20 protein-coding genes and 4 tRNA genes are annotated in these 25,752 nt (G+C 33.6%); 13 read left to right on the top strand and 11 right to left on the bottom strand.

The window, feature by feature from the left end; genetic code table 11:
• The first annotated feature begins 29 nt into the window (after positions 1-29).
• Both nifJ and ACLHDE_RS06255 read left to right on the top strand, forming a co-directional pair.
• Positions 30-3,596, top strand: a complete 3,567-nt coding sequence (nifJ, locus tag ACLHDE_RS06250) for a pyruvate:ferredoxin (flavodoxin) oxidoreductase (protein WP_415398347.1) — start codon at positions 30-32, stop codon at positions 3,594-3,596.
• A gap of 45 nt (positions 3,597-3,641) precedes the next feature.
• On the top strand, positions 3,642-4,142 hold the full coding sequence (locus ACLHDE_RS06255) for an HIT family protein (protein WP_415398348.1): 501 nt from the start codon (positions 3,642-3,644) through the stop codon (positions 4,140-4,142).
• A 188-nt stretch (positions 4,143-4,330) separates the two neighbouring features.
• Here the strand turns inward: ACLHDE_RS06255 and ACLHDE_RS06260 are convergent.
• The 4 genes from ACLHDE_RS06260 to ACLHDE_RS06275 all read right to left on the bottom strand — a co-directional run bounded on the left by ACLHDE_RS06260 (position 4,331) and on the right by ACLHDE_RS06275 (position 4,867).
• A tRNA-Gln gene (locus ACLHDE_RS06260) sits at positions 4,331-4,405 on the bottom strand.
• Between the two features lie 127 nt (positions 4,406-4,532).
• A tRNA-Met gene (locus ACLHDE_RS06265) sits at positions 4,533-4,609 on the bottom strand.
• 92 nt (positions 4,610-4,701) lie between these two features.
• Positions 4,702-4,776 (bottom strand) — tRNA-Gln (locus tag ACLHDE_RS06270).
• A gap of 14 nt (positions 4,777-4,790) precedes the next feature.
• A tRNA-Met gene (locus ACLHDE_RS06275) sits at positions 4,791-4,867 on the bottom strand.
• A gap of 158 nt (positions 4,868-5,025) precedes the next feature.
• Here ACLHDE_RS06275 and ACLHDE_RS06280 point away from each other — a divergent pair.
• A complete protein-coding gene (locus ACLHDE_RS06280; protein WP_415398349.1) occupies positions 5,026-6,054 on the top strand; it encodes a bifunctional 3,4-dihydroxy-2-butanone 4-phosphate synthase/GTP cyclohydrolase II in 1,029 nt (342 codons plus the stop codon).
• 1 nt (position 6,055) lies between these two features.
• On the opposite strand, the gene ACLHDE_RS06285 is transcribed toward ACLHDE_RS06280, so the two are convergent.
• Positions 6,056-7,294: a diguanylate cyclase gene (locus tag ACLHDE_RS06285; RefSeq protein WP_415398350.1), complete on the bottom strand. Its 1,239-nt coding sequence runs from the start codon at positions 7,292-7,294 to the stop codon at positions 6,056-6,058.
• 83 nt (positions 7,295-7,377) lie between these two features.
• Here ACLHDE_RS06285 and ACLHDE_RS06290 point away from each other — a divergent pair, with 83 nt between their 5' ends.
• Positions 7,378-8,322, top strand: a complete 945-nt coding sequence (locus ACLHDE_RS06290; RefSeq protein WP_415398351.1) for an FAD:protein FMN transferase — start codon at positions 7,378-7,380, stop codon at positions 8,320-8,322.
• Here the strand turns inward: ACLHDE_RS06290 and ACLHDE_RS06295 are convergent.
• The 4 genes from ACLHDE_RS06295 to ACLHDE_RS06310 all read right to left on the bottom strand — a co-directional run bounded on the left by ACLHDE_RS06295 (position 8,293) and on the right by ACLHDE_RS06310 (position 11,102).
• On the bottom strand, positions 8,293-8,739 hold the full coding sequence (locus tag ACLHDE_RS06295; RefSeq protein WP_415398352.1) for a hypothetical protein: 447 nt from the start codon (positions 8,737-8,739) through the stop codon (positions 8,293-8,295). The two genes, ACLHDE_RS06290 and ACLHDE_RS06295, sit on opposite strands and share 30 nt — an antisense overlap.
• Complete coding sequence (locus tag ACLHDE_RS06300; RefSeq protein WP_415398353.1) at positions 8,723-9,196, bottom strand: hypothetical protein; 474 nt, start codon at positions 9,194-9,196, stop codon at positions 8,723-8,725. Before ACLHDE_RS06300 ends, ACLHDE_RS06295 begins: the two co-directional genes overlap by 17 nt.
• A complete protein-coding gene (locus ACLHDE_RS06305; RefSeq protein ID WP_415398354.1) occupies positions 9,196-9,723 on the bottom strand; it encodes an FMN-binding protein in 528 nt (175 codons plus the stop codon). Before ACLHDE_RS06305 ends, ACLHDE_RS06300 begins: the two co-directional genes overlap by 1 nt.
• 134 nt (positions 9,724-9,857) lie before the next feature.
• A complete protein-coding gene (locus ACLHDE_RS06310; protein WP_415398355.1) occupies positions 9,858-11,102 on the bottom strand; it encodes a porin in 1,245 nt (414 codons plus the stop codon).
• 163 nt (positions 11,103-11,265) lie between these two features.
• Here ACLHDE_RS06310 and ACLHDE_RS06315 point away from each other — a divergent pair, with 163 nt between their 5' ends.
• The 6 genes from ACLHDE_RS06315 (at position 11,266) to ACLHDE_RS06340 (ending at position 17,158) form a co-directional block, all read left to right on the top strand.
• Positions 11,266-11,988, top strand: coding sequence for a DUF695 domain-containing protein (locus tag ACLHDE_RS06315; RefSeq protein ID WP_415398356.1), 723 nt, complete (start codon positions 11,266-11,268; stop codon positions 11,986-11,988).
• Positions 11,989-13,818: an MFS transporter gene (locus ACLHDE_RS06320; RefSeq protein WP_415398357.1), complete on the top strand. Its 1,830-nt coding sequence runs from the start codon at positions 11,989-11,991 to the stop codon at positions 13,816-13,818.
• Complete coding sequence (locus ACLHDE_RS06325) at positions 13,799-14,170, top strand: diacylglycerol kinase (protein ID WP_415398358.1); 372 nt, start codon at positions 13,799-13,801, stop codon at positions 14,168-14,170. Before ACLHDE_RS06320 ends, ACLHDE_RS06325 begins: the two co-directional genes overlap by 20 nt.
• 18 nt (positions 14,171-14,188) lie before the next feature.
• Positions 14,189-15,373: a saccharopine dehydrogenase family protein gene (locus tag ACLHDE_RS06330; RefSeq protein ID WP_415398518.1), complete on the top strand. Its 1,185-nt coding sequence runs from the start codon at positions 14,189-14,191 to the stop codon at positions 15,371-15,373.
• A gap of 6 nt (positions 15,374-15,379) precedes the next feature.
• Entirely contained in the window at positions 15,380-16,513 is a 1,134-nt protein-coding gene (gene nspC / locus ACLHDE_RS06335; protein WP_415398359.1) for a carboxynorspermidine decarboxylase, read from the top strand.
• 87 nt (positions 16,514-16,600) lie between these two features.
• Positions 16,601-17,158 (top strand): class I SAM-dependent methyltransferase, encoded by a 558-nt coding sequence (locus ACLHDE_RS06340; RefSeq protein WP_415398360.1) that lies wholly within the window; start codon positions 16,601-16,603, stop codon positions 17,156-17,158.
• Positions 17,159-17,161: 3 nt separating this feature from the next.
• Here the strand turns inward: ACLHDE_RS06340 and recO are convergent, their stop codons facing one another.
• Positions 17,162-17,782 (bottom strand): recombination protein RecO, encoded by a 621-nt coding sequence (recO, locus tag ACLHDE_RS06345; protein WP_415398361.1) that lies wholly within the window; start codon positions 17,780-17,782, stop codon positions 17,162-17,164.
• Between the two features lie 178 nt (positions 17,783-17,960).
• Between recO and gltB the strand changes: the two genes are divergently transcribed.
• Positions 17,961-22,400 (top strand): glutamate synthase large subunit, encoded by a 4,440-nt coding sequence (gene gltB, locus ACLHDE_RS06350; protein WP_415398362.1) that lies wholly within the window; start codon positions 17,961-17,963, stop codon positions 22,398-22,400.
• Between the two features lie 2 nt (positions 22,401-22,402).
• Complete coding sequence (locus tag ACLHDE_RS06355; protein ID WP_415398363.1) at positions 22,403-23,788, top strand: glutamate synthase subunit beta; 1,386 nt, start codon at positions 22,403-22,405, stop codon at positions 23,786-23,788.
• 172 nt (positions 23,789-23,960) lie between these two features.
• Here the strand turns inward: ACLHDE_RS06355 and ACLHDE_RS06360 are convergent, their stop codons facing one another.
• A complete protein-coding gene (locus ACLHDE_RS06360; RefSeq protein ID WP_415398364.1) occupies positions 23,961-24,626 on the bottom strand; it encodes a DUF302 domain-containing protein in 666 nt (221 codons plus the stop codon).
• A gap of 394 nt (positions 24,627-25,020) precedes the next feature.
• On the opposite strand from ACLHDE_RS06360, the gene ACLHDE_RS06365 reads away from it, so the two are divergent.
• Positions 25,021-25,728: a hypothetical protein gene (locus tag ACLHDE_RS06365; RefSeq protein ID WP_415398365.1), complete on the top strand. Its 708-nt coding sequence runs from the start codon at positions 25,021-25,023 to the stop codon at positions 25,726-25,728.
• Positions 25,729-25,752 lie beyond the last annotated feature (24 nt).

Consider the following 25,752-nt stretch of genomic DNA (forward strand, 5'->3'; position numbering starts at 1 on the left):
ATTTCCAGATAGAGTGAGATGGAGATATTATGAGCACAAAAACAGCCACAATTGACGCAAATGAAGCCGTTGCAAGAGTTGCATATAAGATAAACGAAGTTATAGCTATCTATCCTATAACACCTGCTTCTGTGATGGGTGAACTTAGTGATATTTACTCTCTACACGGTGAAAAAAATATCTTTGGTACAGTTCCTGATGTTACAGAGATGCAGAGTGAAGGAGGGGCTAGTGGTGCAGTTCATGGAGCCCTTCAAAGCGGAGCTTTAACAACAACTTTTACCGCCTCTCAGGGTCTTTTGCTGATGATACCTAACATGTATAAGATTGCTGGTGAGCTTACTTCTACCGTCTTTCATGTAGCTTCCCGTTCTCTTGCCGCGCAAGCTCTTTCCATATTTGGTGATCACCAAGATGTTATGGGCGCAAGGCAGACAGGATTTGTATTGATGCCATCTTGCAGTGTTCAAGAAGCTCATGATTTTGCTCTTATATCCCAAGCAGCAACCCTTAAATCTCGCATACCTTTTTTACATTTTTTTGATGGATTTCGCACCTCTCACGAAGTGCAAAAAATCAATCTAATTGATGAAAATATTATGAGAGAGATGATAGATGAGGATTTAGTTTACGCTCATCGTTCTCGTGCCCTGACACCTGACAATCCATTTATTAGAGGAACTTCTCAAAATCCTGATGTCTATTTTCAAGGTCGCGAGAGCGTAAATAGTTACTATGAAAAGGTGCCTGCTATTTTACAAGGTGAGATGGATAAATTTGCCAATCTTACAGGTAGAGAGTATAAACTTTTTGATTATGTCGGCGCAGATGATGCAACAAAAATCATCATATTGATGGGCTCAGGTGCAGAGGCTGTTCATGAGAGTGTGGAGTATTTAAACAGAGTTGGCGAAAAAGTGGGAGTTGTGAAAGTTCGTTTAGCGCTTCCATTTAGCATAGAACATTTTATATCTGTACTTCCTAAAACGACACAATCTATAGCGGTTTTAGATAGAACGAAAGAGTCTGGTTCTCTTGGAGAGCCGCTTTATCTTGATGTTTTAACAGCACTTAGTGAAGCATTAAATGATAAAAAACTTCCATTTAAGATGCCAAAAATCATAGGTGGACGTTATGGGCTCTCATCAAAAGAGTTTACTCCTGCTATGATAAAAGCTGTATTTGATGAACTTACTAAAAAGAAGAGCAAAAATCACTTTACCATAGGCATAAATGATGATGTGACTCATACAAGTTTAGAGTATGATGAGAGTTTTGTACTTGAAGATAGCGAGGTTTTTGAGGCTATGTTTTTTGGACTTGGTTCTGATGGAACAGTTGGAGCAAATAAAAATTCTATTAAAATCATCGGAGAGGAGACAAATAACTATGTGCAGGGTTATTTTGTATATGATTCTAAAAAATCTGGTTCCGTAACTATCTCGCATCTTCGTTTTGGCTCCAAGCCTATTCGCTCTACATACCTCATACAAAAAGCTGACTTTGTAGCTTGTCATCAGAGTGTGTTTTTAGAAAAGTTTGACATACTCTCTCACGCAAAAGAGGGTGCTGTTTTTTTGCTTAACTCGCCATTTGCAAAAGATATTATTTGGAGTAAACTTCCAAAAGATGTACAGAAGCAAATAATAGATAAAAAACTGAAATTTTATGCTATAGACGCTACGAGCGTAGCAAACAACAGCGGTATGGGAAGACGAATAAATATTATAATGCAGACATGTTTTTTTGCAATATCTGGAGTTCTTAAGCAAGAAGAAGCAATAGAGAAGATTAAACACAGCATCGTAAAAACTTATGGAAAAAAAGGTAAAAAACTTGTGGAGATGAACAACAAAGCAGTTGATAATGCTTTGGTTAATCTATATGAGGTAAAAGTTGCTAATTATGTAACTTCAGATGTGAAAATGCAACCATCACTGAAGGGTGAATATAGTGAGTTTGTAGAGAATGTAACTCGTAAAATTTTAGAAGGTCACGGCAACGAGATAAGTGTTAGCGAGATGCCAAGTGATGGAACATGGCCAAGTGGTACAAGTAAGTATGAAAAACGAAATATTGGTTTGCAAGTCCCTATTTGGGATCCTGAAGTATGTATTCAGTGTAACACATGTGTGTTTGTTTGTCCACACTCAGTTATCCGCTCAAATGTTGTTGATGAATCTCTTTTATCTAATGCTCCGAAAGGTTTTTTATATACAAAAGCCAAGGGTAAAACATTTGATGAAAATGATAAGTTTATGATAAGTGTATCTGTTGAAGATTGTACAGGTTGTTCTTTATGTGTTGAAGAGTGTCCAGCTGTAAATAAAGACCAAAAAGATTTAAAAGCCATAAATATGCAGATGCTACCATCACTAAGAGAAGAGGGTGCTAAGGTTTGGGACTATTTTATCAATCTTCCTTTAGTTGATAGAGCAAAACTTGACCATTCAAAAGTAAAAGAGAGTCAATTTTTAGAACCACTTTTTGAGTTTTCAGGCGCATGCCCTGGTTGTGGAGAGACTCCTTATATTAAACTCGCTACACAACTTTTTGGAGATAGGATGATTGTGGCAAATGCTACTGGATGTTCATCAATATATGGCGGAAATCTGCCTACAACTCCTTGGAGTAAAAATGCACAAGGTAAAGGTCCTGCATGGTCAAACTCACTTTTTGAAGATAATGCAGAGTTTGGACTTGGCTTTAGACTTACAATAGATAAGCATGAAGTTCAAGCAAAAGAGTTATTAGAAGGCTTAAAAGAGGATGTTTCTCAAGAGTTAAGTAGTGAAATTTTAAATGCAGACCAACATGAAGAGAGCGCTCTTTATGAACAGAGACAAAGAGTTGAGATCTTAAAAGAAAAGCTTAAAAATTCTACACATAAAGATGCAAAAAACTTACTATCGCTTGCTGATTATTTAACAAAAAAATCTGTTTGGATTATCGGTGGTGATGGTTGGGCTTATGATATTGACTATGGTGGAGTTGACCATGTTTTAGCTAGTGGAAAAAATGTAAATATATTGGTCTTAGATACTCAAGTATACTCAAACACAGGCGGTCAACAATCAAAGGCAACATTTACCGGAGCGGTGGCTAAGTTTGCAGCCGGTGGAAAAGCAAAACTTCCAAAAGATTTGGCAATGATGGCAATTGCTTATGGAAATGTATATGTGGCTAGAGTTGCCATGGGAGCGAATGATAAACAGACACTTAAAGCATTTGTAGAAGCTGAAAAATATGATGGTGTATCTATCATCATTGCATATTCACACTGTATAGCCCACGGATATGATTTGAAATATGGCATGAATCAGCAAAAACTTGCTGTTGAGAGCGGTATATGGCCAATATTTAGATATAACCCAGAGCTAGAACGAGAGGGTAAAAATCCTATGATACTTGATTATAAAAAGCCTAAAATTCCCGTGAAAGAATTTATGTATAATGAAACTAGATTTAGCATGGTTGAGAAGATAAATGAAAATGATGCAAAAACTTTTATACAAACTGCACAAAATCATGCGGATGAACAGTACAAAAGATATTCAAATCTTGCCAATATTGATTATAATGGCAAGATAAACTAGAATATTGTAATTTGGTATAATAACATATATATATAAAGGTTTTTTATGGAAGATATTTTATACGCTCCTTGGCGAGATGAGTATATTAAAGGTAAAAAGATAGAAGGTTGTGTTTTTTGTCATATTAGTTCTCATGCTAAAGAAGATAATGATTTACATGTTCTATATAGAGACGAACACTGCTTTATCGTTATGAATGTCTATCCTTATACTCCTGGTCACTTTATGATTATTCCTCATATACACACTGATAAATTGGAGGATTTACCGTCTGAGACTTGGCTTCACATGAGTGCTTTAGCTCAAAAGAGTGTACGACTTTTAAAAGAGGGTTTTAATGCTAAAGGTGTCAATATTGGTATGAATTTAGGCAAAGCTGGTGGAGCAGGTATAGCTGAACATATACATATGCATCTTGTCCCTAGATGGGAGAGAGATACTAACTTTATCACTTGCGTAGCTCAGACTAGAGTCTACTCAACTGATTTTGATAAAATATATCAAAAAATCAAAAGTCTAATTCCAAAATATATAGATGTTAATTAGGTTTGTATATCTTTTACTGAAGTTGTATAGTTATTTTTTGTCTTCTTTTTTTCTAGTTAGAATAAATCCAAATATCCCTATAATTCCCAAAAGTACAAGAGTTCTTATTACGATAGTTAAACCATCTGTTTCAGCCATAGTATGCCTTTAAATATAGAGTATAGATTTTTATTGATTTATATGTAGTGTGGATGGGGATATAGGATTCGAACCTATGAATGCTAGCACCAAAAGCTAGTGCCTTACCACTTGGCGAATCCCCATCATTGAAAAATATGACGAAATTTTATCATACAAAACTTAGATTTCTATAAAAATAGTATGTTTTTTAAATAATTTTTCAAAAGTTTAAAATTTATTTGTGAAGTTTGCTATTTGAGTTAATGTGGTTGGTTGCGGAAGCAGGATTTGAACCTGCGACCTTCGGGTTATGAGCCCGACGAGCTACCGAACTGCTCTATTCCGCGAAATTTTATTTTCTTTTTCGTCAAACTTCAGCTCATAAATTACAATATGCTTTGCTAAACTTTTTCTTGAATAAAGAAAAATTGAAAAAGGGTGGATGGGGATATAGGATTCGAACCTATGAATGCTAGCACCAAAAGCTAGTGCCTTACCACTTGGCGAATCCCCATCATTTATGTTAATTGGTTGCGGAAGCAAGATTTGAACTTGCGACCTTCGGGTTATGAGCCCGACGAGCTACCGAACTGCTCTATTCCGCGGTATTTAACAAACGATATTACCATGTTTGTTGGAGCGAAATTATAGACAAATTGTTTTTTAAAGTCAAGAGAAACAGGGTTAAATTTATAAAATTTGTTTTGAACTCTTTTTAATTAACTTTTATGTATAATTCTGGCAAATAAAAAAAAGAGAATATATGACACCTACACAAAGAGTATTAGAAGCGATTGATGAGATAAAAAAGGGGAAAATGGTCATCATGGTTGATGATGAAGATAGAGAGAATGAGGGTGATTTAGTATATGCATCTGCATTTTCAACTCCTCAACATGTTAACTTTATGGCTACTCATGCAAGAGGTTTAATCTGTGTTGCTCTTAGTAAGTCTATAGCTACTCGCCTAGATCTTAACCCAATGGTAAGTTCAAATACATCTTCTTATGAGACAGCTTTTACAGTCTCTGTAGACGCTAAAAATGCTCTAACGGGTATTTCAGCAGGGGAGAGAGATGATACTATCAAAATTCTTGCAAACCCAATCTCTCATGCAGATGAGCTAGTAAAACCTGGACATATATTTCCTCTTATAGCTAAAGATGGCGGAACACTTGTTAGGACTGGTCATACTGAGGGTTCAGTTGACTTATGCCGTTTAGCAGGCTTAAGTGAATCATCTGTTATATGTGAGATTATCAAAGAAGATGGAACTATGGCTAGACGCGATGATCTTGATATTTTTGGTGAGGAACACAATCTTAAAACTATTTTCATCTCAGACATCGTTGAATACCGTCTAGCAAATGAGAGACTTGTAAAAGAGACTAGTGTTCAAGAGATAGACTTTTTTGATGTAAAAGTTAAGCAACATACTTTTTTAGATCACGATAATGTAGAACATACTGCTATAGTCTTTTATAATGCAGGAGAAGTGTCAAATGTAAGAGTTCATAATGTTATACCAGACATTGAACTTCTTTTAAATCAGAAAAAATACAATAACCTTGTAAACTCTATAGAGTATTTAAAACAAAACAGTGGTGTTTTAGTTTTTATAAATAAAACAAACCATCAGGATAATGCAGCTATGAAAGAGATTGGAACTGGTGCTCAGATACTAAAGTCTCTTGGTGTTTCGAAAATGAATCTTATAACATCTCTTAAGCAAACAGAATTTGTTGGTTTAGGCGGCTTTGGATTAGAAGTAAATGAGGTAATAAGTATCTAGTTTATTCACCTGAATAAACTAGATTTTTACCTTTTTCTTTAGCTTTATACATATAAGCATCTGCGCAGGCTATCATTTTATCAAGTTCATCAATATGTGAAGTTACCCCTGATGATATAGTAATATTTAATGCTATTTTATCATCTACAGTAAGTATTGAGCTACTAATATTCTTGGTAGCTTTTTGCATGACTTCCATCGCCTTATAATGTGGGCAATTTGGAAGCACTATAAGAAACTCCTCTCCACCAAATCTAATGCACTCATCAGACTCTCTAACTGATTCTTTAAGAATAATAAAAACTTGTTTTAATGCTTTATCTCCAACAGAATGTCCATATTTGTCATTGAGTAGTTTAAAGTTATCTATGTCTATCATTACTATCGATAGAGGTTCTTTATTTCTTTTTGAACGTATTAGTATTTTAGGCACTGTGCTATAAAAATATATGCGATTATTTAATCCAGTTAAGTAGTCTGTATTAGCCATATTTTTGACTTCATTAAACAAGCTAAGCATGGACAGAGTGTTAGAAACTCTTGCTATAAACTCTTCATGTACAAATGGCTTTGGAATATAATCATTAGCTCCGGCTCTTAGAAACTTTGAGATGGTGTTTGGATTATCCACCGCAGATAGTATTAATATTGGTAAGTGTTCTATGTTAAACTTTGAACGAATTTTTAGAGTTAGTTCATAACCATTCATTTTTGGCATCTTATAGTCAACAATTACTAAGTCAATTTTATCAGAGTCAGGATTATTTAAATATGACCACGCTTCTTCACCATCTAAAAAACCTATATTTTTTAGGTTTTGTGAATCCAGGACATAAGATAGTTTTTTAAGTACCAATTCTGAATCATCAACTACCATCACCTTAAAAGTGGAGTTTTTCATGATTCTTTTAATTACGTTAATATCGATTTTATCATTTCTATTGGAAGTAACAATATAATCTGTTGCACCGTAAGAGACTATCTCTTCTATAACTTTGTCATCATCACTATTGGTAAGAATAATTACAAGCTTAGAGTGACTTGTAAGTATATTTATAAGTCTAATATTCTCTTTGTTACGGCGAATAAGATAAATGTCAAAATTCAAATCAGTAACTGACTCTGCCGCTTCATAATCACTAGTCAAGGTACAATTTAAGTCTAAGCTGTTTTCCAGCTCTAGTTTAAGTTGTTTAGTATATCTTATGTCATTATCTACAATTAAAGCTGTACTAAGCATTTATATTAATCCTCTTGATATATAACCTAAATATTACAATAATTAATATATAATAAATATTAACTCTATTAAAGAATATATAAATGAAAAAAATTTTAACAATAATGATTCTGACTTATTTTATATTAGAAGCCAAAACAGTTTCACGAACACAAGTTATTATGTCAACTTTTATAACTATCTCCGTAGAAGAAAAAGATAAACATTTAGTAGAACATGGTTTTAAAATTATGAAGGATATAGAAGCATCCATATCTTCATATAAAAAAAGTGCTGTGATTTACAGATTAAACCAAGACAAAAAGGTTAAATTAGATAGTTATTCCTATCAAGCGCTTAAACAGAGTAAAGAATTATATAAAAAAAGTGATGGTTATTTTGATATAACTATTGGTTCTATTACAAAAGACTTGTACCACTTTGGAGAGCAAGGAAGAGTGCCTTCAAAACAAAAACTCTTAGATGCAAAGATAAATATCAGAGGTGTTCATTTTAGTAAAGATGAGGCTTTTTTAGATGAAAATATAAAGCTAGACCTCGGTGGTATGGGAAAAGGTTTTGCAGTTGACAAAGTAGCTGCTTACTTTAGAGCAAATAACATAGAGGCTCAAATCTCTGCGAGTGGAGATATTCGTTGTTTGGATACCTGCTTGATAGATGTTCAAAATCCATTTTCTGATGGTAAGCTTTTATCGTTTAAAACATCTAAAAAAAATCTTGGAATCACTACAAGCGGAAACTATAACAGATATGTTAAGTCTACTAAAAATAACCATTTGATAAACCCAAAACTAAAAAGCTCACAGACAAAATTTGTATCTATAACTTTAGTAGGAAGCATGAGTAGCAGTTTTCTGGATGCTTATGCGACAGCTTCAAGTGTAATGCCGCTTAAAAAAGCTTATGAGTTTTTAGATTCACAAGAGCTTGCCTACATTGTTTTACAAAGTGACGGAGATATGAGAATAAGCTCAAATATTGATGAGTACACAAACTCTCTAGTCATAAATGATACTGTAAAGAAGTAACCAAGAGATATAGAGAATCAGAGTTAAAAAGAGAAAAAATGACAATAGTTTTAAAAATGCGGCATATTCAAAACCGTTTACTATTAGCATCGGTGTAAATATCTCCAGCATAGCGCTGAAAAGTGTCAAGTAGATAACTGTTAAAGTACTCTTTTTATATCTGAGTTTTGTAAAGACTAAAAAGTGCAAAAGCACCATAGAAATAAGTCCAAATGAAAATATATGAGGTAGAGCAAGTTTAAGTATACCAATTGTACTTTTAGCAGGTATAAATTTATCCTCATTTCCCAGATAATAATCTAGTATTTTTTCATAGCTAAAGCCTATTTTATACTCAAAAAGCATTACAGCACTAGCTATTAGAAGTAGTGAGAAGATAAGATAGTATATGATGGAGAGTTTATACGCTTTTTGCATATAGCTTCCAAAATGAGTATAAAATCATATAAAGAGCACTTAGATGCCAGATGAAAAAAGTAATTACGTATAGATAAATAAATATAGCAGATACAAAGTAGGCAAGGGCAATAGCCACAAGTGAAGTTATAGCACTAATCATAAGAGTATTGGTCATAAAAGTTCTGCTTCTATTTGCCAGACGAATAAAAATAGCACTCAGAGTAAGGAGTATCATCATCATAAAAAATATCTCAGTATGCCAAAACTCCAAAAATGAAGCTCTAGGAATAGGGTCTATAAAATTTTCTTCACTTCCAAAAAGCGTTATATTTATTGTCTCTACAGAAATTCCAAAACCAAATGCTTTAACTAGAACATCTGAAATGATATAAAGAAGGATAAAGCTTAAAAAGCCTGTGAGAATAAGTCTCATAGCCTTATCTTTTTTTATGTTGTTTATAAGAGTGAATTTCACTACTTGGCCTTTAGCATCTCATTGTAAAAAGCAAATGCCAGTCGTGAAGAGTCTGTTATACTTCTAGCACTAAGCGTAGCACCTGTTATCGTAGGAATCTCTCTACCAACATTTAATTGTTTATCTGTAGAAATATTCTCAAATTGAGAAATCCATTTTTTTGATGGGATATACTCCATAGGTTCATTAAAAGCAATAATCTCTATTCCTATAAGAGTAGACTCTTTTGAGATAAGATAAAGAACAACAGCATTTTTTGAACGAACTTTTTTGTTGATAAGAACACCATAGCCCAATACTTCACTCCCTTTTGTAGCTTTAAAGGTCCTAAATATCTTAGAACTGAGTTTTGTTTTTGCATTTGTTTGGATTTTCTTTGCTTGTTCATTTTTTAATAAAATATTCTTTTTCACTACAGTTGCATTAGCACCAAAGCTTTGCTTCATAGCATCTATAGGGGAAATCAGTACTTTTGCACTTAGTGGAAGCGCTATAAGTGTAAATATTATTAGATAAATTATTTTCATATTATATTTCTTTTTTTAAAGTTTTTAGGATTGTATATGATTATTTTTCAATTGTCAATTATGAATATCAATAAAAAGAGATTTGCACAGTATTGGCTGCAAACCTCTTCGTTAAAGGGAATTTTTTTACATTTTTAGAAAATAAATCCCATAGAGATACTTGCAGTATCTGTATCAACTGCACCTTGTCTTGCCATTGTATAATCAAATTTTAATACAACTTGTTCATGAGGGAAATAGTTTACACCAACCGTAGTTGTATCAAGGTCGTCACCAGAAGTTCCATTAGCTCTCTCTTGCTCAGGGTTAATGCTTTCAAACTGAACAAAGATAGGAAGCTGTTTTTTGATAGAGGTTAGAGATAAAATATCATAACTAAAATTTATATAACCACCCTTAGCTTTTTCAACCGCATCTGTTGCAATTTCTGCAGCATCTGATCTATCTGTTTGAGTATAAACACCATAAACTCTAGCACCGCTGTTTTTATAGTCTAAATGTACATCGTACATATTTGTAGTTGAACTAACACCGTTAACAGAGGGAGCGCTATATGCAGAAGCACCTACTAAAAGACCGTTGATACCAGTATAATCTACTCTAGCAGCAAAAGCAAGGTTCGCATCTGTTTGTTTAAATGATCCACCACGACCGTCTCTTAGCCATGTAGAACCATTAACCCCAGTTTGAAGGGCACTTACTGCTGTAAATTTATATGATAAGTTATCAATTATATCACCATAAACCATTACACCGCTCTCATGCCAAGTTGAAGGTATAAGGTACTTTGATGTATTTGGTCTTTGTACAGTTGTAAATAGTGTCGGTTCATGTCTCTCATTTATAAGACCAATAGGCATTAACATATTACCAACTCTGATATTTGCATTTTTATTAATTAAAAAGTCAAGATACATAAACTCAACTATAACTTCTCCACCCTCAGCAGTACCACCGTTGTTCGCTACACCACCGTGCTCAAACTCGATCTCTGTATTTAAGATGATGTTATCACTAAACTTATAACCAATATATGGAACAAATCTATATACATCTAAAGTTGTTTTATCTGTATTATTATTTGTGGTTGTGTCTGAGTAATACATCTCACCATAACCACCAATACTTAGAGGAGATTTTGAGTAGTAAACTTTTGAAGCTGCAGCTCCAAGACCATTGTAAGACTTTTTGCTATCAACAACAGTATAGTTAAACCCTGTTTTTAAATCACTAGTCTCATCAACTAATATTTGTGTCATCTCACGAAGTTCTTTAACTTCTTGCTTAAGAGCTTGAATATCTGATGACTCACTCGCGTAAGCAGAGCTACCTAGTAATAAAAAAGCACTTAATGCTAATGTTATATTTCTTCTTTTCATTTGTTTTCCTTTTGGTAATGATATTTGTTATCATTGTTTTGTAGTTGAATTGTAGCCTTAAAATTCTTAAATGAATATAAAAATGATAATTATTATTGATAAGCTATAAATAAAATAACTTAATGTTAAATTAGCTATAATAAATAAAAAATATAGAGAGTATATGAGAGAAATATTTAATAGAGTAGAAGATAATAGTGAAGTAGTTATTGAAGTAAACATAGAAGCAACAGATGCAAAAGAGATGAACCCTTGGCTTTTTAGTACATTTGTAAAATATGACAATTTAGATGAAACAAAAGAAGGCTATGAAGAGTTCTTAGAGACTAAAGAATCTCTTATCATAGCTTTAGAACATCAAGACAGAGCAGTATATGTAGGTACTAGAGTTATTGATGGATGGAATGAGTTTTATTTCTATGCATATGACTCTAAAAAGCTTGATTCAATAGTTAGCAAAATATTAACTCCTTCAAATTATGTTTATGAAAGTAATGTTGTAAGAGATACTAAATGGGGTTTTTATGAGACTCAGCTTTTTCCAACAGAGTTAGAGTTTTGTCATATTCAAAGTGCAAAAATAATCTTCTTACTAGAAGAAGAAGATGAAGACTTAACTATACAAAGAGAGGTTGAACATTATGTCTCGTTTGAAACTCCAACACAGAAAAATAGATTTATAAATACACTTGATATTGAGGGGTTTATTTTTAAGGATGAGATAAGTTCTGAAGAGTTTGAGCATGGTGTGGCTCTTGTTAAAAAGCATGCTGTAATAGAAAAAGAAGTTAAAAAAGTCGTAGATGAACTTTTTGCTAAAGTAAAAGAAAATAATGGTTATTATGAGGGTTGGAGTACAACTTTAGTTCAAGGTGAAGAGATATAGATGAAAGATATGTTCAAAATTCTGGGAGTTATAAACTATCTAATAGTTGTTTTTTTAAATGCTTTTACGGATTTGGGACATAAAATAATCATTCAAAATACTATCTTTAAAGTCTATGATGGTGATATGCAAATAGTTTTAACTGCTATAGTAAATACACTTATTATATTGCCTTTTATAGTTGCATTTTCTCCAACAGGTTTTTTAGCAGATAGATACCCTAAAAATGAAATTATGAAATACTCAGCTTTATTTGCTGTGTTTATTACACTTGCAATTACTTACGCTTACTATAATGGACATTTTTACATGGCATTTATTTTTACTTTTTTACTTGCTTTTCAGAGTGCTATATATGGTCCGTCTAAATATGGTTATATTAAAGAGTTGGTGGGCATAAAGTTTATAAGTAGTGGTAATGGAGCTGTTCAAGCTGTCACAACAGTTGCGATTCTTGGGGGCATGCTTTTTTATACAGTTTTATTTGAAGTTATTTTAAAAGATAGTTTTGTGACTAAAGAAGATATTTTAACTACCATAGCTCCTCTAGGTTGGCTCTTAGTTCTTGGTTCAGTCATACAATTTTTTCTAGCTTTAAAACTACCAAATAAAATGAATCAAGATAGTAAGAAAGAGTTTAATTTTAAAAGATATTTTAAAGGTGAATATTTACAAAAAAATATGAAAATAGTAAGAAGAAAAAAAGAGATTTTTGATGCTATTATTGCTCTTGGTCTTTTTTGGTCTATTTCACAAGTTATTCTTGCTGTATTTGGTGAATATGCCAAGAGTGAATTAGGAGTAACAAATACTATATATATCCAAGGTGTTATGACTCTAGCTGGCATAGGAATGGTAAGTGGAGCTATTATGGCTGCTAATTTTTCAAAGTACTATATAAACACCGGTTTAGCTGCTATAGGCTCCTCTGCTATAACAATAATTGTACTCTTAATTCCATTTTCAAGCTCTATGATTACTATGTCCATTCTCTTCATGCTATTTGGTATTTTCGCAGGATTTATAATGGTACCATTAAATGCACAAATACAATTCCTCTCTCCACGTGTTCACTTAGGTACAATACTCGCAGGAAACAATTTTGTACAAAATATTTTTATGTTTTCATTTTTAGTTTTGACAACAATTTTTGCATACTATGGAATGAATGCTAAAATTCTTATATACACTATGGTTTTAGTAGGACTATATCTTAGTTATATGTTATTTAAACGTTATTTTGTAATGTCTTTTTGGGCATTTTTAGAAATAATTTTAAAAACAAGATATAAATTTACATATCTTGGACTAGAAAATATTCCAGATTCTGGGGGAGTCCTACTTTTAGGAAATCATGTAAGCTGGGTAGATTGGGCAATAATTCAGATACCTATAAAAAGACGCTTAAATTTTATGATAGACAAAGATATTTATAACTGGAAATTATTTAAAAAAGCACTAAAAAAAGGTGAGGCAATTCCTATTTCACAAAAAGCTTCAAAAGATGCTTTTATAGATGCTTCAAAAAGACTAAAAAATGGTAAAATTGTGGCTTTATTTCCAGAGGGACAAATCAGCCTTGATGGAGAGACTGGAAAGTTTTACAAAGGATATGAACTTATCTCAAGTGATTATGAGGGGAAGATAGTTACTTTTTTTATCGATGGGATGAATGGAAGTATATTTTCTAAGACAAGAAATTCTAATTTATTTAGAAAAAGAGACGTAAGAGTATACTTCTCAAAGCCACTACACAGAGAAACAAAAACTCAAGAGATAAGAGAAATTATTACAAATTTAAAGGAAAAACATGAAACTGAACAAGCCTAAACATTCACTATTTCGTAACGGAATGTATGCAGTAGAAGGTTTTATCGATATAACAAAAAATGAGACATCATTTAAGTGGCAACTGCTTATGCTTAGTGTTATGGGAATTGTAGCCTGGAATTTACCTGTAAGTTTTGGATACTCCAGCATCTTATTTATATCTCTGTTTATTCCGGTGTTAGCAGAAGTTACAAACAGCTCTATTGAGAGAGTTGTTGATTTAGTTACTAGTGATTATCATATATTGGCAAAACAGGCAAAGGATGCAGGTGCAACTTTAGTTCTTTTAAGCCTTATTGTTACAGCTCTTATATGGATTTGTGTATTAGCAGTGGCATTTAATTTAGTATAAATAAAATTTAGGAAAAAAATAATGACAACTTTAATAATTGGTGCAGGTGGAGTTAGCCGCGTAGTAGTACATAAATGTGTACAAAATTCGGATGTATTTGGAAAAATCGTCTTAGCCAGTAGAAGTATAGGCAGATGCGAAACCATAAAAAGTGATTTTAAAGATGCTGACATAGAGATAACAACAGTAGATGCTGATGTTACAGACGAGGTCATAAAGCTTATAGAATCGTGTAAGGCAGATATTGTTATCAATGTTGCTCTTCCTTATCAGGATTTAACAATTATGGACGCTTGTATTGCAACAAAAACTCCATATTTAGACACTGCAAACTATGAGCATCCAGATGAGGCTAAGTTTGAGTATAAACTTCAATGGCAAAGAGATGAAAAGTTTAAAGAAGCTGGAATAATGGGACTTCTTGGAAGTGGATTTGACCCTGGGGCAACAAATGTATTTTGTGCTTATGCTCAAAAACATTACTTTGATGAGATTCACACTATAGATATCTTAGATTGTAATGCTGGTGACCACGGTTATGCATTTGCAACTAACTTTAACCCTGAGATTAACCTGCGTGAAGTAAGTTCTAAAGGGCGTTACTGGGAAAATGGGGAGTGGATAGAGACTGAGCCTATGGAGATTATGCAAGTTTGGGACTATCCTGAAGTTGGTCCAAAAGATTCCTACCTGCTTTACCATGAAGAGATGGAGTCACTTGTAAAACACATTAAAGGATTGAAACGTATTAGATTTTTTATGACATTTGGACAGAGCTATTTGACGCACATGAAGTGTCTTGAAAATGTAGGGATGCTAGGCATCGAGCCTGTTGAGCATAAGGGGCAAAAAATAATTCCTATGGAGTTTTTAAAGACTCTGCTTCCAGACCCTGCATCTCTTGGTCCAAGAACTACAGGAAAGACAAACATCGGCATCGTGGCTGAGGGAATCAAAGATGGTTTGAAAAAGAAAATTTATATCTACCAAGTAAAAGATCATGAAGATTGTTATGCAGAGACTAATTCTCAAGGCGTTTCATACTCTACTGGTGTTCCTGCAATGATAGGTGCAAAACTTATGATTAAAGGCATCTGGAGTGGGGCAGGTGTGTTTAATATGGAGCAAATGGATCCTGATCCATTTATGGATGAGATGAATACACAAGGTCTTCCTTGGCAGATAAAAGAGTTAGAAGTATAGACATTTATGAAAGAATATCAAAACATTAAAACACCATGTTATATCTGTGAAGAAGAGCTTTTAGAAAATAATCTAAAATTACTTGATTATGTGCAAAAAGAGAGTGGGGCAAAGATTATATTGGCTCTTAAGGGCTTTGCTATGTGGAGTACATTTCCTCAGATAAGAGAGTACTTACAAGGCTGTACTGCAAGTGGACTTCATGAGGCAAAGCTAGCATATGAGAAGTTTGGCAAAGAAGTTCATACTTATTCGCCTGCATATAAAGATGAAGATATTGATGAGATAGCACAAATATCAAATCATGTAGTGTTTAACTCTCCAAGCCAGCTCTTTAAATACGCTAAAAGAGTAAAAAAGGTAAACCCAGATGCCAGCATCTCTTTGCGTATAAACCCTGAACACTCTGCATCTCCAAAAGAGATATATAACCCTTGTGGCATCTACAGTCGTTTAGGAACTACTCTTGCAAACTTTGATGAGAAAGTTTTGAAATATATAGACGGACTTAACTTTCACGCTCTTTGTGAACAAGGAGCAGATGAACTAGAAGATGTTTTAAAGGCTTTTGAAGAGAAATTTTCAAAATACTTCAAGGGTTTGCATTACATCAACTTTGGTGGCGGACATCACATAACTAAAAAAGGTTATGATGTTGAAAAACTAATCAGAATTATTAAAGAGTTCAAAGCAAAATATGATGTAGAAATCTACCTAGAACCTGGTGAAGCTGTTGGCTGGGAGACAGGTGTTTTAGTAAGTTCTGTTTTAGATATAGTTGACAACGGTATGAAGATAGCGATTTTGGATACTTCAGCAGAAGCTCACATGCCAGACACACTTGCTATGCCATATCGTGCAGATGTGAGAGACTCTGGCGAAGCAGGAGAGAAAGAATTTACATATAGATTTGGTGGAAACACCTGTCTTGCAGGTGATATTATGGGTGATTACTCTTTTGATAAAGCCTTAAAGATTGGAGATAAAATAATCTTTGAAGACCAAATTCACTACACTTTTGTTAAAAATACAACTTTTAATGGAATAAAACTTCCATCACTTATGATAAAAAGAAAAGACAAGAGTTTACAAACGATAAAAGAGTTCGGATATGAAGAGTATAAAAATAGACTCTCCTGACATAAAACAACTTTTTATCTATTAAACTCAGGTATGATAAATTATTATAAAAAAAGAAGTTACCTAGAATTTTGAAAAGGAAAAACAATGATAGAAGATAAGCAAAAATGGAACGAAAGATATAAAGAGAGTCCGATGCCAGATCACGTTACTCCGATAATTGAAAAATATATAAAATATGTAAATGTTGGTCAAGCAATAGATTTAGCATGTGGAACAGGTAGAAATACTCACTTTTTAGCTGAGAAAGGTTTTGATGTAGATGCTGTAGATATTTCTGATTATGCACTTGAACTTATTAAAAATTCACCTACTATTAATAAAATAGAAACAGATTTAGATAAGTACAATATAACTCCTAAAAAGTATGATCTTATAGTAAATGTAAACTATTTAAATCGCCGTTTAGTATCTCAGATGAAAGATGCACTAAAACCAGACGGTGTAATCATTTTTGAGACATTTTTAGTTGCTCATGGTGATTTTAAACTGCCTACGATGAACTTGGATTATCTTTTGCGTAAGAATGAACTTCTGCACTACTTCATAGGTTTAGATGTTATCTATTATGAAGAGCGTATTGATACAAATATGAAAGGTGAGAGAGTAAAAGTTGCTTCCATAGTTGCTAAAAAAACAAAATAATACTTAGAGACCTTGAAGAAGAAGATACCAAAGTCTGTCAACTTCTTTATCATTTAAAAATATAGATGATTTGTTTTCAAACAGCTCTATAAGAGCTTCTTTGTTTATACCAAGAGTGTGAGAACAAGCCTTGTGTGTTGGTAAAAATGCTCGTACTAAAGATATCTCTTTCTCTTCTATTGGCAGTGAGCACAAAAAACAGTTAAGCTCTTCATGAAGCCTTCCTTCATTTTCCAGAAGCTTAGCATATGCCTCTATGGCTACTCTTTTTGGATTTTGTTTGTCCCAATTTTGGGATGCATAATCTAAAAGATCAAAGTAAAAATCATCTAACTCCTCTGCATCTCTGAGATGTTTATGAAAGAGTGACAGAAAATCTTGCCAAAGTTTAAGAAGTCTATAATCGTTTATCCATTTGAAACCTATATGTATAACATCTTTGAGTCTAGAGATACTAGATTTTGCACTCTCTTCTTTCTCGAAATCTATTTTAAATCCAAGATTTATGACACCATGTCTTGCTCCATAGAATCTATAAAGATTATCTAAGCTGCCCTTTGATATTATTGTAACTATTAAATCTTCATCTTTAACTTTGTTAAGATTGATGATGTAACCCTGCATTTTTTGCTTCTTTTATACACATATTTAAAATTTATTATAGAAATTTTACTGATATTATACTTCTTTAAACCTTTAAATAGTAAAATACTTAACCTTGTCTCTAAATATACTAAGTATGTTTAAAAAGAGATTAAATTTATATAAAATTAGTGACGAATTTACAAATTTTGGAGTGATTATGACAGAACATCATGATTTATTAAGATCATTTAAGGACAACTGTGGTTTTGGACTTATAGCCAATATCAAAAACAAAGCATCTCACAAAGTTTTAAATGATGCAGTAACTGCATTAGAGAGAATGATGCATCGTGGTGCAGTTGCAGCAGATGGAAAAACAGGAGATGGTAGCGGTCTGCTATTGTCTATGCCAGAAGAGTTTCTTCGTAATGAAGCATCTGGTAGTGGTATTGAATTACCTAAGCAGTTTGCAGTAGCTTCTGTTTTTACAAAAAATAGAGCACATTTAGAAATTTTAGAAGAGATTTGTATCAATAATGACCTAAAAGTTGTACTTACTCGTGATGTACCTGTAGATACAAATGCACTTGGTGATCAAGCTATAGCTTCATTACCAAATATTGTTCAGGTTTTTATTACACCAAACTCTATTATGGCTACAAATAGATTTGATGCACTTTTGTATCTTTCTCGTAAAGAGGCTGAGCATAAACTTATAGAGGACAGAGACTTCTATATCTCTTCTATGAGCTCAAAAGTTCTTTCATATAAGGGTCTTGTTATGCCTACGCATATTAAAGAGTTTTATAGAGACCTTCAAAGTGAAGATTTCAAAATATCATTTTCGCTTTTTCACCAAAGATTTTCAACAAATACTCTTCCTGAATGGAGACTTGCGCAACCATTCCGTGCAGTAGCACATAATGGTGAAATAAACTCAGTTGAAGGTAACCGTATAAATGTAGAGATAAAATCTGAGTCTATCAAGAGTGAAGTATTTACACAAGAGGAGATTGAAAGAATTCTTCCTATCTTACAACTTAACTCTTCTGATAGTGCATCTGCAGATAACTTTTTTGAATTTCTTATTGTTAATGGTATGGATTTCTTTAAAGCTGTTCGTGGTGTTATTCCTTCAGCTTGGCAAAATGCTCCTCATATGGATCCGGAACTTCGTGCATTTTATGAGTATCACTCTACCGTATTTGAAGCGTGGGACGGTCCAGCAGCATTCTCTGTAACAGATGGCCGTTATATTGGGTGCGTATTAGATAGAAATGGTCTTCGCCCATCAAAATATATAGTTACAAAAGATGATAATCTTCTAATAGCTAGTGAGTATGGTGTTGTAGATATTGCAGAAGAAGACATCAAAGAGAGAGGGCGTCTTCAATCGGGTGAAATGTTAGGACTTGACCTTAAATTTGGAAAACTTCTTAAAAATGAGCAGATAAATGATTATTTAAAAAGCTCAAACCCTTATATGAAGTGGTTAAATGAGCATATGATCTACCTACAAGAGCATGTAGAGGTCAACTATGCTACTAAATGTGAATTTGAGAAAGAAAACTTCATTAAAAGACAAAGATTCTTTAATATTACTCAAGAGGTAGTTGAGCAAGTAATTGAGCCGATGATAGTTGATTCGAAAGAGGCTGTTGGCTCTATGGGTGATGATACACCTCTTGCAGCATTTTCAAATAAACAGAGAAACTTTACTGATTATTTTAAACAGAAATTTGCTCAAGTAACAAATCCACCGATTGACCCGATTCGTGAAAAAGTTGTTATGAGTCTAAATACCGGTTTTGGTGAGGTTCATAATATATTAGATGAAATTCCTTCTCATGCGCATCGTCTTAAATCTATTTCTCCTATTATTACTTATGAAAAATTGGATGTACTAAAATCATTTGGAGACAAGAAGTCACCTCGTTATAAAGCCTTTTATCATAACACTACATTTTCAACAGCATATACTGGTTCTCTAAAAGATGCTTTAGATGCTTTAGTTATTAAAGTTATTAATTCAGTTGAAAATGAAGGTACTAGAATAATTATTTTAGATGATTATGAGTTTAGTTTAAACAATAAAATCATACCTATGGCTATGGTTGTCGGTCGTTTGAATTTTGCGCTGCTTAAAGCTAAAATTCGTCATCTTACATCTATGATATGTATAACTGGTGAAGTTATTGATTCGCATAGTGCAGCTGTACTTATCGGTTATGGAGCAAGTGCTGTTTATCCTAACCTTCTTTTTGCAACAGTTATAGATAAAATAGAATCATCAAATATGATGACTATGGATTGTAGTGAAGGAATAAAGTCAGTACATGGCTCACTAAATGCTGGTATTCTTAAAATTATGTCTAAAATGGGTATTGCAACTATCGCTTCTTACCGTAATGCTGGACTATTTGATGTTCTTGGTCTCAATGATGAGATTGTTAAAGATTGTTTTGAGAGTTCAAACTCAGAGCTCGGCGGATTAAATTATGAAGATATAGATGAGAGAATTACTAAGTACCATAAAGAAGCATTTGTAGAAGATGGTTTCAAAAAAATATTTCCACTGAATATCGGTGGATTTTATAAGTTTTATAGTGAGCAAGAACACCACGATTTTGGTCCTGCTGTTATTCATGCTATTCATGCAATGGCAGATAGTGGTAAAACTGAGGATTATAATAAACTAAAAAACTTAGTAAATAAACGTGGTCTAAAGTTTATCCGTGATTTCTTTGAAATTAAATCAGATAGAAAAGCTATTGATATTTCAAAAGTAGAGTCAAAGGAAAAAATCTTTAAAAGATTTGCATCTGCTGCTATGAGTCTTGGTTCTATATCTCCTGAAGCTCATGAGACTATTGCTATCGCAATGAATAGAATCGGTGCTCAATCAAACTCAGGTGAGGGTGGAGAAGATGCAGCGCGTTTTGGAACTGAAAGAGTATCTAAAATCAAGCAAGTTGCATCTGGTAGATTTGGTGTTACTCCTGCATATCTTAGAAGTGCTGAAGAGATACAGATTAAAGTTGCTCAGGGTGCTAAACCTGGTGAAGGTGGTCAACTCCCAGGACATAAAGTAACTGCGTTAATTGGTAAGTTACGCCATACTGTTCCTGGTGTAACACTTATTTCACCTCCACCACACCACGATATTTACTCTATTGAGGATTTATCACAGCTTATTTTTGACATCAAACAGGTTAATCCTAAAGCTAGAGTGGCAGTTAAGTTGGTTTCTACTATTGGTGTTGGTACTATTGCTGCGGGTGTTGCTAAAGCATATGCAGATAAAATTATCATCTCTGGTGGTGATGGTGGTACTGGTGCTGCTCCACTAACTTCTATCAAGTTTGCCGGTAATCCATGGGAAATTGGACTTAGTGAAGCTCATAATGCTCTTAAAGCTAATAACCTTCGTGGTCTTGTTGAACTTCAAGCAGATGGTGGTCTTAAGTCAGGTCTTGATGTTGTAAAAGCCGCACTTTTGGGTGCTGAATCTTACGCATTTGGTACAGGTGTTCTTACTATTGTTGGTTGTAAAATGCTTCGTATCTGTCACGTAAATAAATGTTCTGTAGGTATTGCAACTCAAAACGAAAAACTTCGCCAAGACTTCTTTAAAGGACATGTTGATCAAGTTATCAACTACTTTACTCTTTTAGCTGAAGACATTCGTTCTATTATGGCTGAACTAGGCTTTTCAACTATTGAAGAGATGGTAGGTCGTGTTGATTTACTTAAAGTTGTAGATGACAAATTTGCACAAAAATTTGACTTTTCCTCTATTTTACATGAAGAAGAGGGTGTAAATACTCATCAACAAAGATTTAATCATCCTTTTGATGACAATGTGTTTGAGCATGATGTTCTAGAAGAGGCTATGAGTGCTATCAAGCATCCTGAGCATCCGATTAGAATCACTAGAGAGATTAAAAATATTCATAGAAGTTTTGGTGCATTGATTTCCGGTGAAATAGCACAATATTATGGAGATACAGGTCTAAAAGCTGACACTATTAAAATCAACCTAAATGGTATTGCAGGTCAAGCTTTAGGTGCATTTTTGATTCATGGTGTATCTATTTACCTAAAAGGTGTAGCAAATGACTATATCGGTAAAGGTATGCACGGTGGTAAAATCATTATTAAGTCAGATAACGAAGGCGAAGAGTATAGTGCAGGTGGTAACACTTGTCTCTATGGTGCTACAGGCGGTAAGCTTTATATCTCTGGAAGCGTTGGAGAGAGATTTGCAGTTCGTAATTCAGGTGCCATAGCTATTGTTGAAGGTAGTGGTGATAATGCTTGTGAGTATATGACTGGTGGTATTGTTGCAATTTTAGGTCGCACAGGTATTAACTTTGGTGCCGGTATGACAGGTGGTGTAGCATTTGTATATGATGAAGATCATAGTTTTGTTGAAAATGTTAATCGTGAGTTAGTTGAAGCTATTCGTATCGATACAGATGATGGTGCAGATGCTAGACACTTACTTAAAAAATTACTAAAAGATTATGTAGTTGAGACTGAGAGTATAAAAGTTAAAGAACTACTTGAAAACTTCAGAGTAGAAGTGAGAAGTTTTTGGTTAATAAAACCTAAAAACTTAACAAAACTACCTCTTAGCATAGACAAAGGAGACTAATTATGAAAGAATATTTAACAACTGAGAGACTAGACCCTGCTAAAAGATTAGTCGTTGAGAGAACAAAAGATTTTGGTGAGATTTATGAAGTGTTTGAGCGTAGTGAAGCAGCTTCTCAGAGTGAAAGATGTATCCAGTGTGGCGATCCTTTTTGTCTAAATAAATGCCCACTACATAACTATATTCCTCAGTGGCTAAAGGCTGTTGCTGAAAAAGATTTGGAATTTGCATTTAAACTATCAAATGAGCCTTCGCCTTTTCCTGAAGTTATGGGTAGAGTTTGTCCACATGATAGATTATGTGAGGGTGACTGTACTTTGAATGATGGGCATGGTGCTATCACTATTGGTTCTATTGAGACTCACATAACAGAAGATGGTTTTAAGGCTGGTTATAAGCCAGAGTTTCCTGGTATTACTACTGATAAAAGCGTTGCAGTTATAGGAAGTGGACCTGCTGGTCTTTCTGCTGCTACATACCTTCTTCGTTCAGGTATCGCAGTAACTATGTATGAGAGAAGTGACCGTGCGGGTGGGCTTCTTACTTATGGTATCCCTAACTTTAAACTGGATAAGAAAATAGTTGAACGCCGCGTAAAACTGCTTGAAGAAGCTGGACTTAAACTGATTCTTAACTGTGAAGTAGGAAAAGACATCACTTTTGAAGATTTAGCTAACTCGCATGATGCTATATTCATAGGTGTTGGTGCTACTAAGGCAAAAAGAGCTTCTTTATCTGGTGAGAAAGCTTCTAATGTTTATGATGCTATGGATTACCTTACTGCTATGCAGAGAAAGAACTTCAAACTTTCATATGACAAGAAATTTGACTTTAAAGACTTGAATGTTGTTGTTATCGGTGGTGGAGATACTGCTATGGATTGTCTTAGAACTGCTAAAAGGGAAGATGCAAGAAGTGTAAACTGTCTTTATCGTAGAGATGCTAACAATATGCCAGGAAGTAAAAAAGAGTACAAAAATGCTATGGAAGAGGGTGTTGACTTTATGTTTAACGCTTCACCAAAAGCAATTATTTTAAATGAAGACTCAAAAGCTGTCGCAGTGGAAATTATTAAAACTAACCTTGGTTCAAAAGATGATAGTGGTCGTCAAAGAATGGAAGAGATTAAAGGAAGCGAAACAAGAGTTAACGCTGATGTAGTTATTATGTCTTTAGGTTTTGATCCTGAAGTTCCATCATTTTTACACGAGAATGGTATTGAGACAAACACTTGGGGTGGAATCATTATAAACGAGGAGACGCACGAGACAACTACTTCTGGCATCTATGCCGGTGGTGACTGTTATAGAGGTGCTGATCTTGTTGTTACAGCAGCTTATGATGGACGTGAAGCAGCTAGAAGCATCGCAAAATCTCTACTTAAATAATCAAAATATTCTATCTTACTCCTGCTCTTTTGAGCGGGACTCTCTGTACTTTTAATTATTTAAATGAGATATAAGTGTGTAAAAGGTTTAGTAGATGTTAAGGGGTTTTGTTAAAATGAACTCTGATATATTCGTTCCCACTTACAAAGTGGGAACGAACAAAAGAATCAAATTATTTTTTGATAGTAGGCATTCTTTCTTTGATACCTTTTTCCGTATAATATTTAATCATTGCTTTATCAGCTTCTAATTGAGTATCATAACCAGCAGCTTTTAAAGGAATTTGTTCCATCGCTGTTTTAACATTTTCCATGTCAGCCATAAGCTCTGAGCTAATTGGTTTTACATCAGTTCCACCATAAAGTGCAAGAGTCATATCCATAGATATTAAGTATCTTCTACCATCACCATACTCAACATAAATTACACGACACGGCATAAATCCACCATAAAAGCGAGAGTGGTCTAACATTTTTTTAGCAACACCTAAAGAACAAAATTCACCAATTCTAGCACGTGATATTTGATCTGGTTTAGGGTCTTTGATTCTAAACATTGGTTTTTCACCAACAAATCTCATGTTGTAATCACCAGCTAATGATTTCATCTCATCAAATATATCTTCTTCAGTTAACTCTTCATCCGTAACTAACCACTCTTTCATCATAGCTTGAGCCGGATCACCTGTCTCATCAACTATATCCATCATATCAGCATAAGCTACTTGTGTTTTTTCATCAAAGCCCATGAATTTAACACCTAAATTCATTGCAGTACAACCGCTCATTGTAAATGCAGCAAATACAGTTGCTACCATCATTAATATTTTTCTTTTCATTTTCTCTCCTAGTGAATATTTACATAATGTTATCATAATTTATAGTCATATATCAAAAAAAAGAGATACATTAGTGATAAAAATATAATTAAATTATCATATTACACACTATTTTATTTTTTAATCACTCTTTTTAGAAGATATATCTGTTTTATGCACTTTATGTAAAGTAACACATTACTTTTAATTATTATTGTTCTACTAGCTTTAGTTTTTATATATATCTTAATAATATATTTGCTAATATGTTATAAACTATCTTAGGGGAAATAAAATTAATAAACAAAATAGAAAAATAATTTTATACATATGGTTACTTCTTAGCTTTACTATAAGTAATGTATATGCAAAAGAGTCTTATATTACTGCTTCTGTTGCTATGGTTGGCATGAGCATGGACTATAGAGAGTATGATATAAATGGGCAGATTTTAGATAGTGAAGAGTCTGAATATGGGGATATCACAGGTACTGAGATTAGTTTAGGATACCTGTTTGACAAAGATGAATCAGCATATTCGCATGTAAAAATAAACTTACTTTCATTAAGCGGTGAAACAAAATATATAGGTTCACTTCTTTCTGGCGGTGGCCCTTATGGAAGTGTGGTCTCTACGACACAAAATGCCATAATAGATACAGATGTTTCATATATACACACAAATATTTATAACAATATATTTGAATTTAGTTATGGAATAGGACTAGGTTATCGTGAGTGGGAGAGAGCACTTTCAGCTTCACAGGTAGAAGTATATAAATGGTACTATCTAAAGCCTGTTATAGGTATGAGTGCTATGCTCTCAGATAGAGTGAAACTAGCTGCAAATATAGAGTATCAGCATGGTTTTGATACTGTGATGACATCATCAAATCCAGAACTTGACTTTACTCTCGGTGGAGCAACTATCTGGGAGCTTTCTATCCCAATAACTTATAGTTACAACAAAAATATAGATCTGTTTTTTGAAGCAACTTTTCAAAAGCAGGTAATTGTAGCATCTGGTGCAGAATACGATGCTCTAAGTGGTAAATATTATTATGAACCAGACAGCACAGCATATAACAATTATCTAAAATTTGGTGTTGCATTTAATTTTTAAAGTATAAATACGATATAATCGCGG

Source organism: Sulfurimonas iocasae, from assembly GCF_047716755.1.
GTDB lineage: Bacteria > Campylobacterota > Campylobacteria > Campylobacterales > Sulfurimonadaceae > Sulfurimonas.

What these genes read in the sequence shown, in the direction of transcription:
- ACLHDE_RS06360 (WP_415398364.1), bottom strand. Translation starts at nt 24,626, where the DNA reads ATGAAAAGAAAAATATTAATGATGGTAGCAACTGTATTTGCTGCATTT.
- ACLHDE_RS06290 (WP_415398351.1), top strand. Translation starts at nt 7,378, where the DNA reads ATGAAAAAAATTTTAACAATAATGATTCTGACTTATTTTATATTAGAA.
- nspC (WP_415398359.1), top strand. Translation starts at nt 15,380, where the DNA reads ATGAAAGAATATCAAAACATTAAAACACCATGTTATATCTGTGAAGAA.
- ACLHDE_RS06285 (WP_415398350.1), bottom strand. Translation starts at nt 7,294, where the DNA reads ATGCTTAGTACAGCTTTAATTGTAGATAATGACATAAGATATACTAAA.
- ACLHDE_RS06325 (WP_415398358.1), top strand. Translation starts at nt 13,799, where the DNA reads ATGAAACTGAACAAGCCTAAACATTCACTATTTCGTAACGGAATGTAT.
- ACLHDE_RS06280 (WP_415398349.1), top strand. Translation starts at nt 5,026, where the DNA reads ATGACACCTACACAAAGAGTATTAGAAGCGATTGATGAGATAAAAAAG.
- ACLHDE_RS06315 (WP_415398356.1), top strand. Translation starts at nt 11,266, where the DNA reads ATGAGAGAAATATTTAATAGAGTAGAAGATAATAGTGAAGTAGTTATT.
- ACLHDE_RS06340 (WP_415398360.1), top strand. Translation starts at nt 16,601, where the DNA reads ATGATAGAAGATAAGCAAAAATGGAACGAAAGATATAAAGAGAGTCCG.
- nifJ (WP_415398347.1), top strand. Translation starts at nt 30, where the DNA reads ATGAGCACAAAAACAGCCACAATTGACGCAAATGAAGCCGTTGCAAGA.
- ACLHDE_RS06355 (WP_415398363.1), top strand. Translation starts at nt 22,403, where the DNA reads ATGAAAGAATATTTAACAACTGAGAGACTAGACCCTGCTAAAAGATTA.
- ACLHDE_RS06295 (WP_415398352.1), bottom strand. Translation starts at nt 8,739, where the DNA reads ATGCAAAAAGCGTATAAACTCTCCATCATATACTATCTTATCTTCTCA.
- ACLHDE_RS06320 (WP_415398357.1), top strand. Translation starts at nt 11,989, where the DNA reads ATGAAAGATATGTTCAAAATTCTGGGAGTTATAAACTATCTAATAGTT.
- ACLHDE_RS06365 (WP_415398365.1), top strand. Translation starts at nt 25,021, where the DNA reads ATGGACTATAGAGAGTATGATATAAATGGGCAGATTTTAGATAGTGAA.
- ACLHDE_RS06255 (WP_415398348.1), top strand. Translation starts at nt 3,642, where the DNA reads ATGGAAGATATTTTATACGCTCCTTGGCGAGATGAGTATATTAAAGGT.
- ACLHDE_RS06305 (WP_415398354.1), bottom strand. Translation starts at nt 9,723, where the DNA reads ATGAAAATAATTTATCTAATAATATTTACACTTATAGCGCTTCCACTA.
- gltB (WP_415398362.1), top strand. Translation starts at nt 17,961, where the DNA reads ATGACAGAACATCATGATTTATTAAGATCATTTAAGGACAACTGTGGT.
- ACLHDE_RS06310 (WP_415398355.1), bottom strand. Translation starts at nt 11,102, where the DNA reads ATGAAAAGAAGAAATATAACATTAGCATTAAGTGCTTTTTTATTACTA.
- recO (WP_415398361.1), bottom strand. Translation starts at nt 17,782, where the DNA reads ATGCAGGGTTACATCATCAATCTTAACAAAGTTAAAGATGAAGATTTA.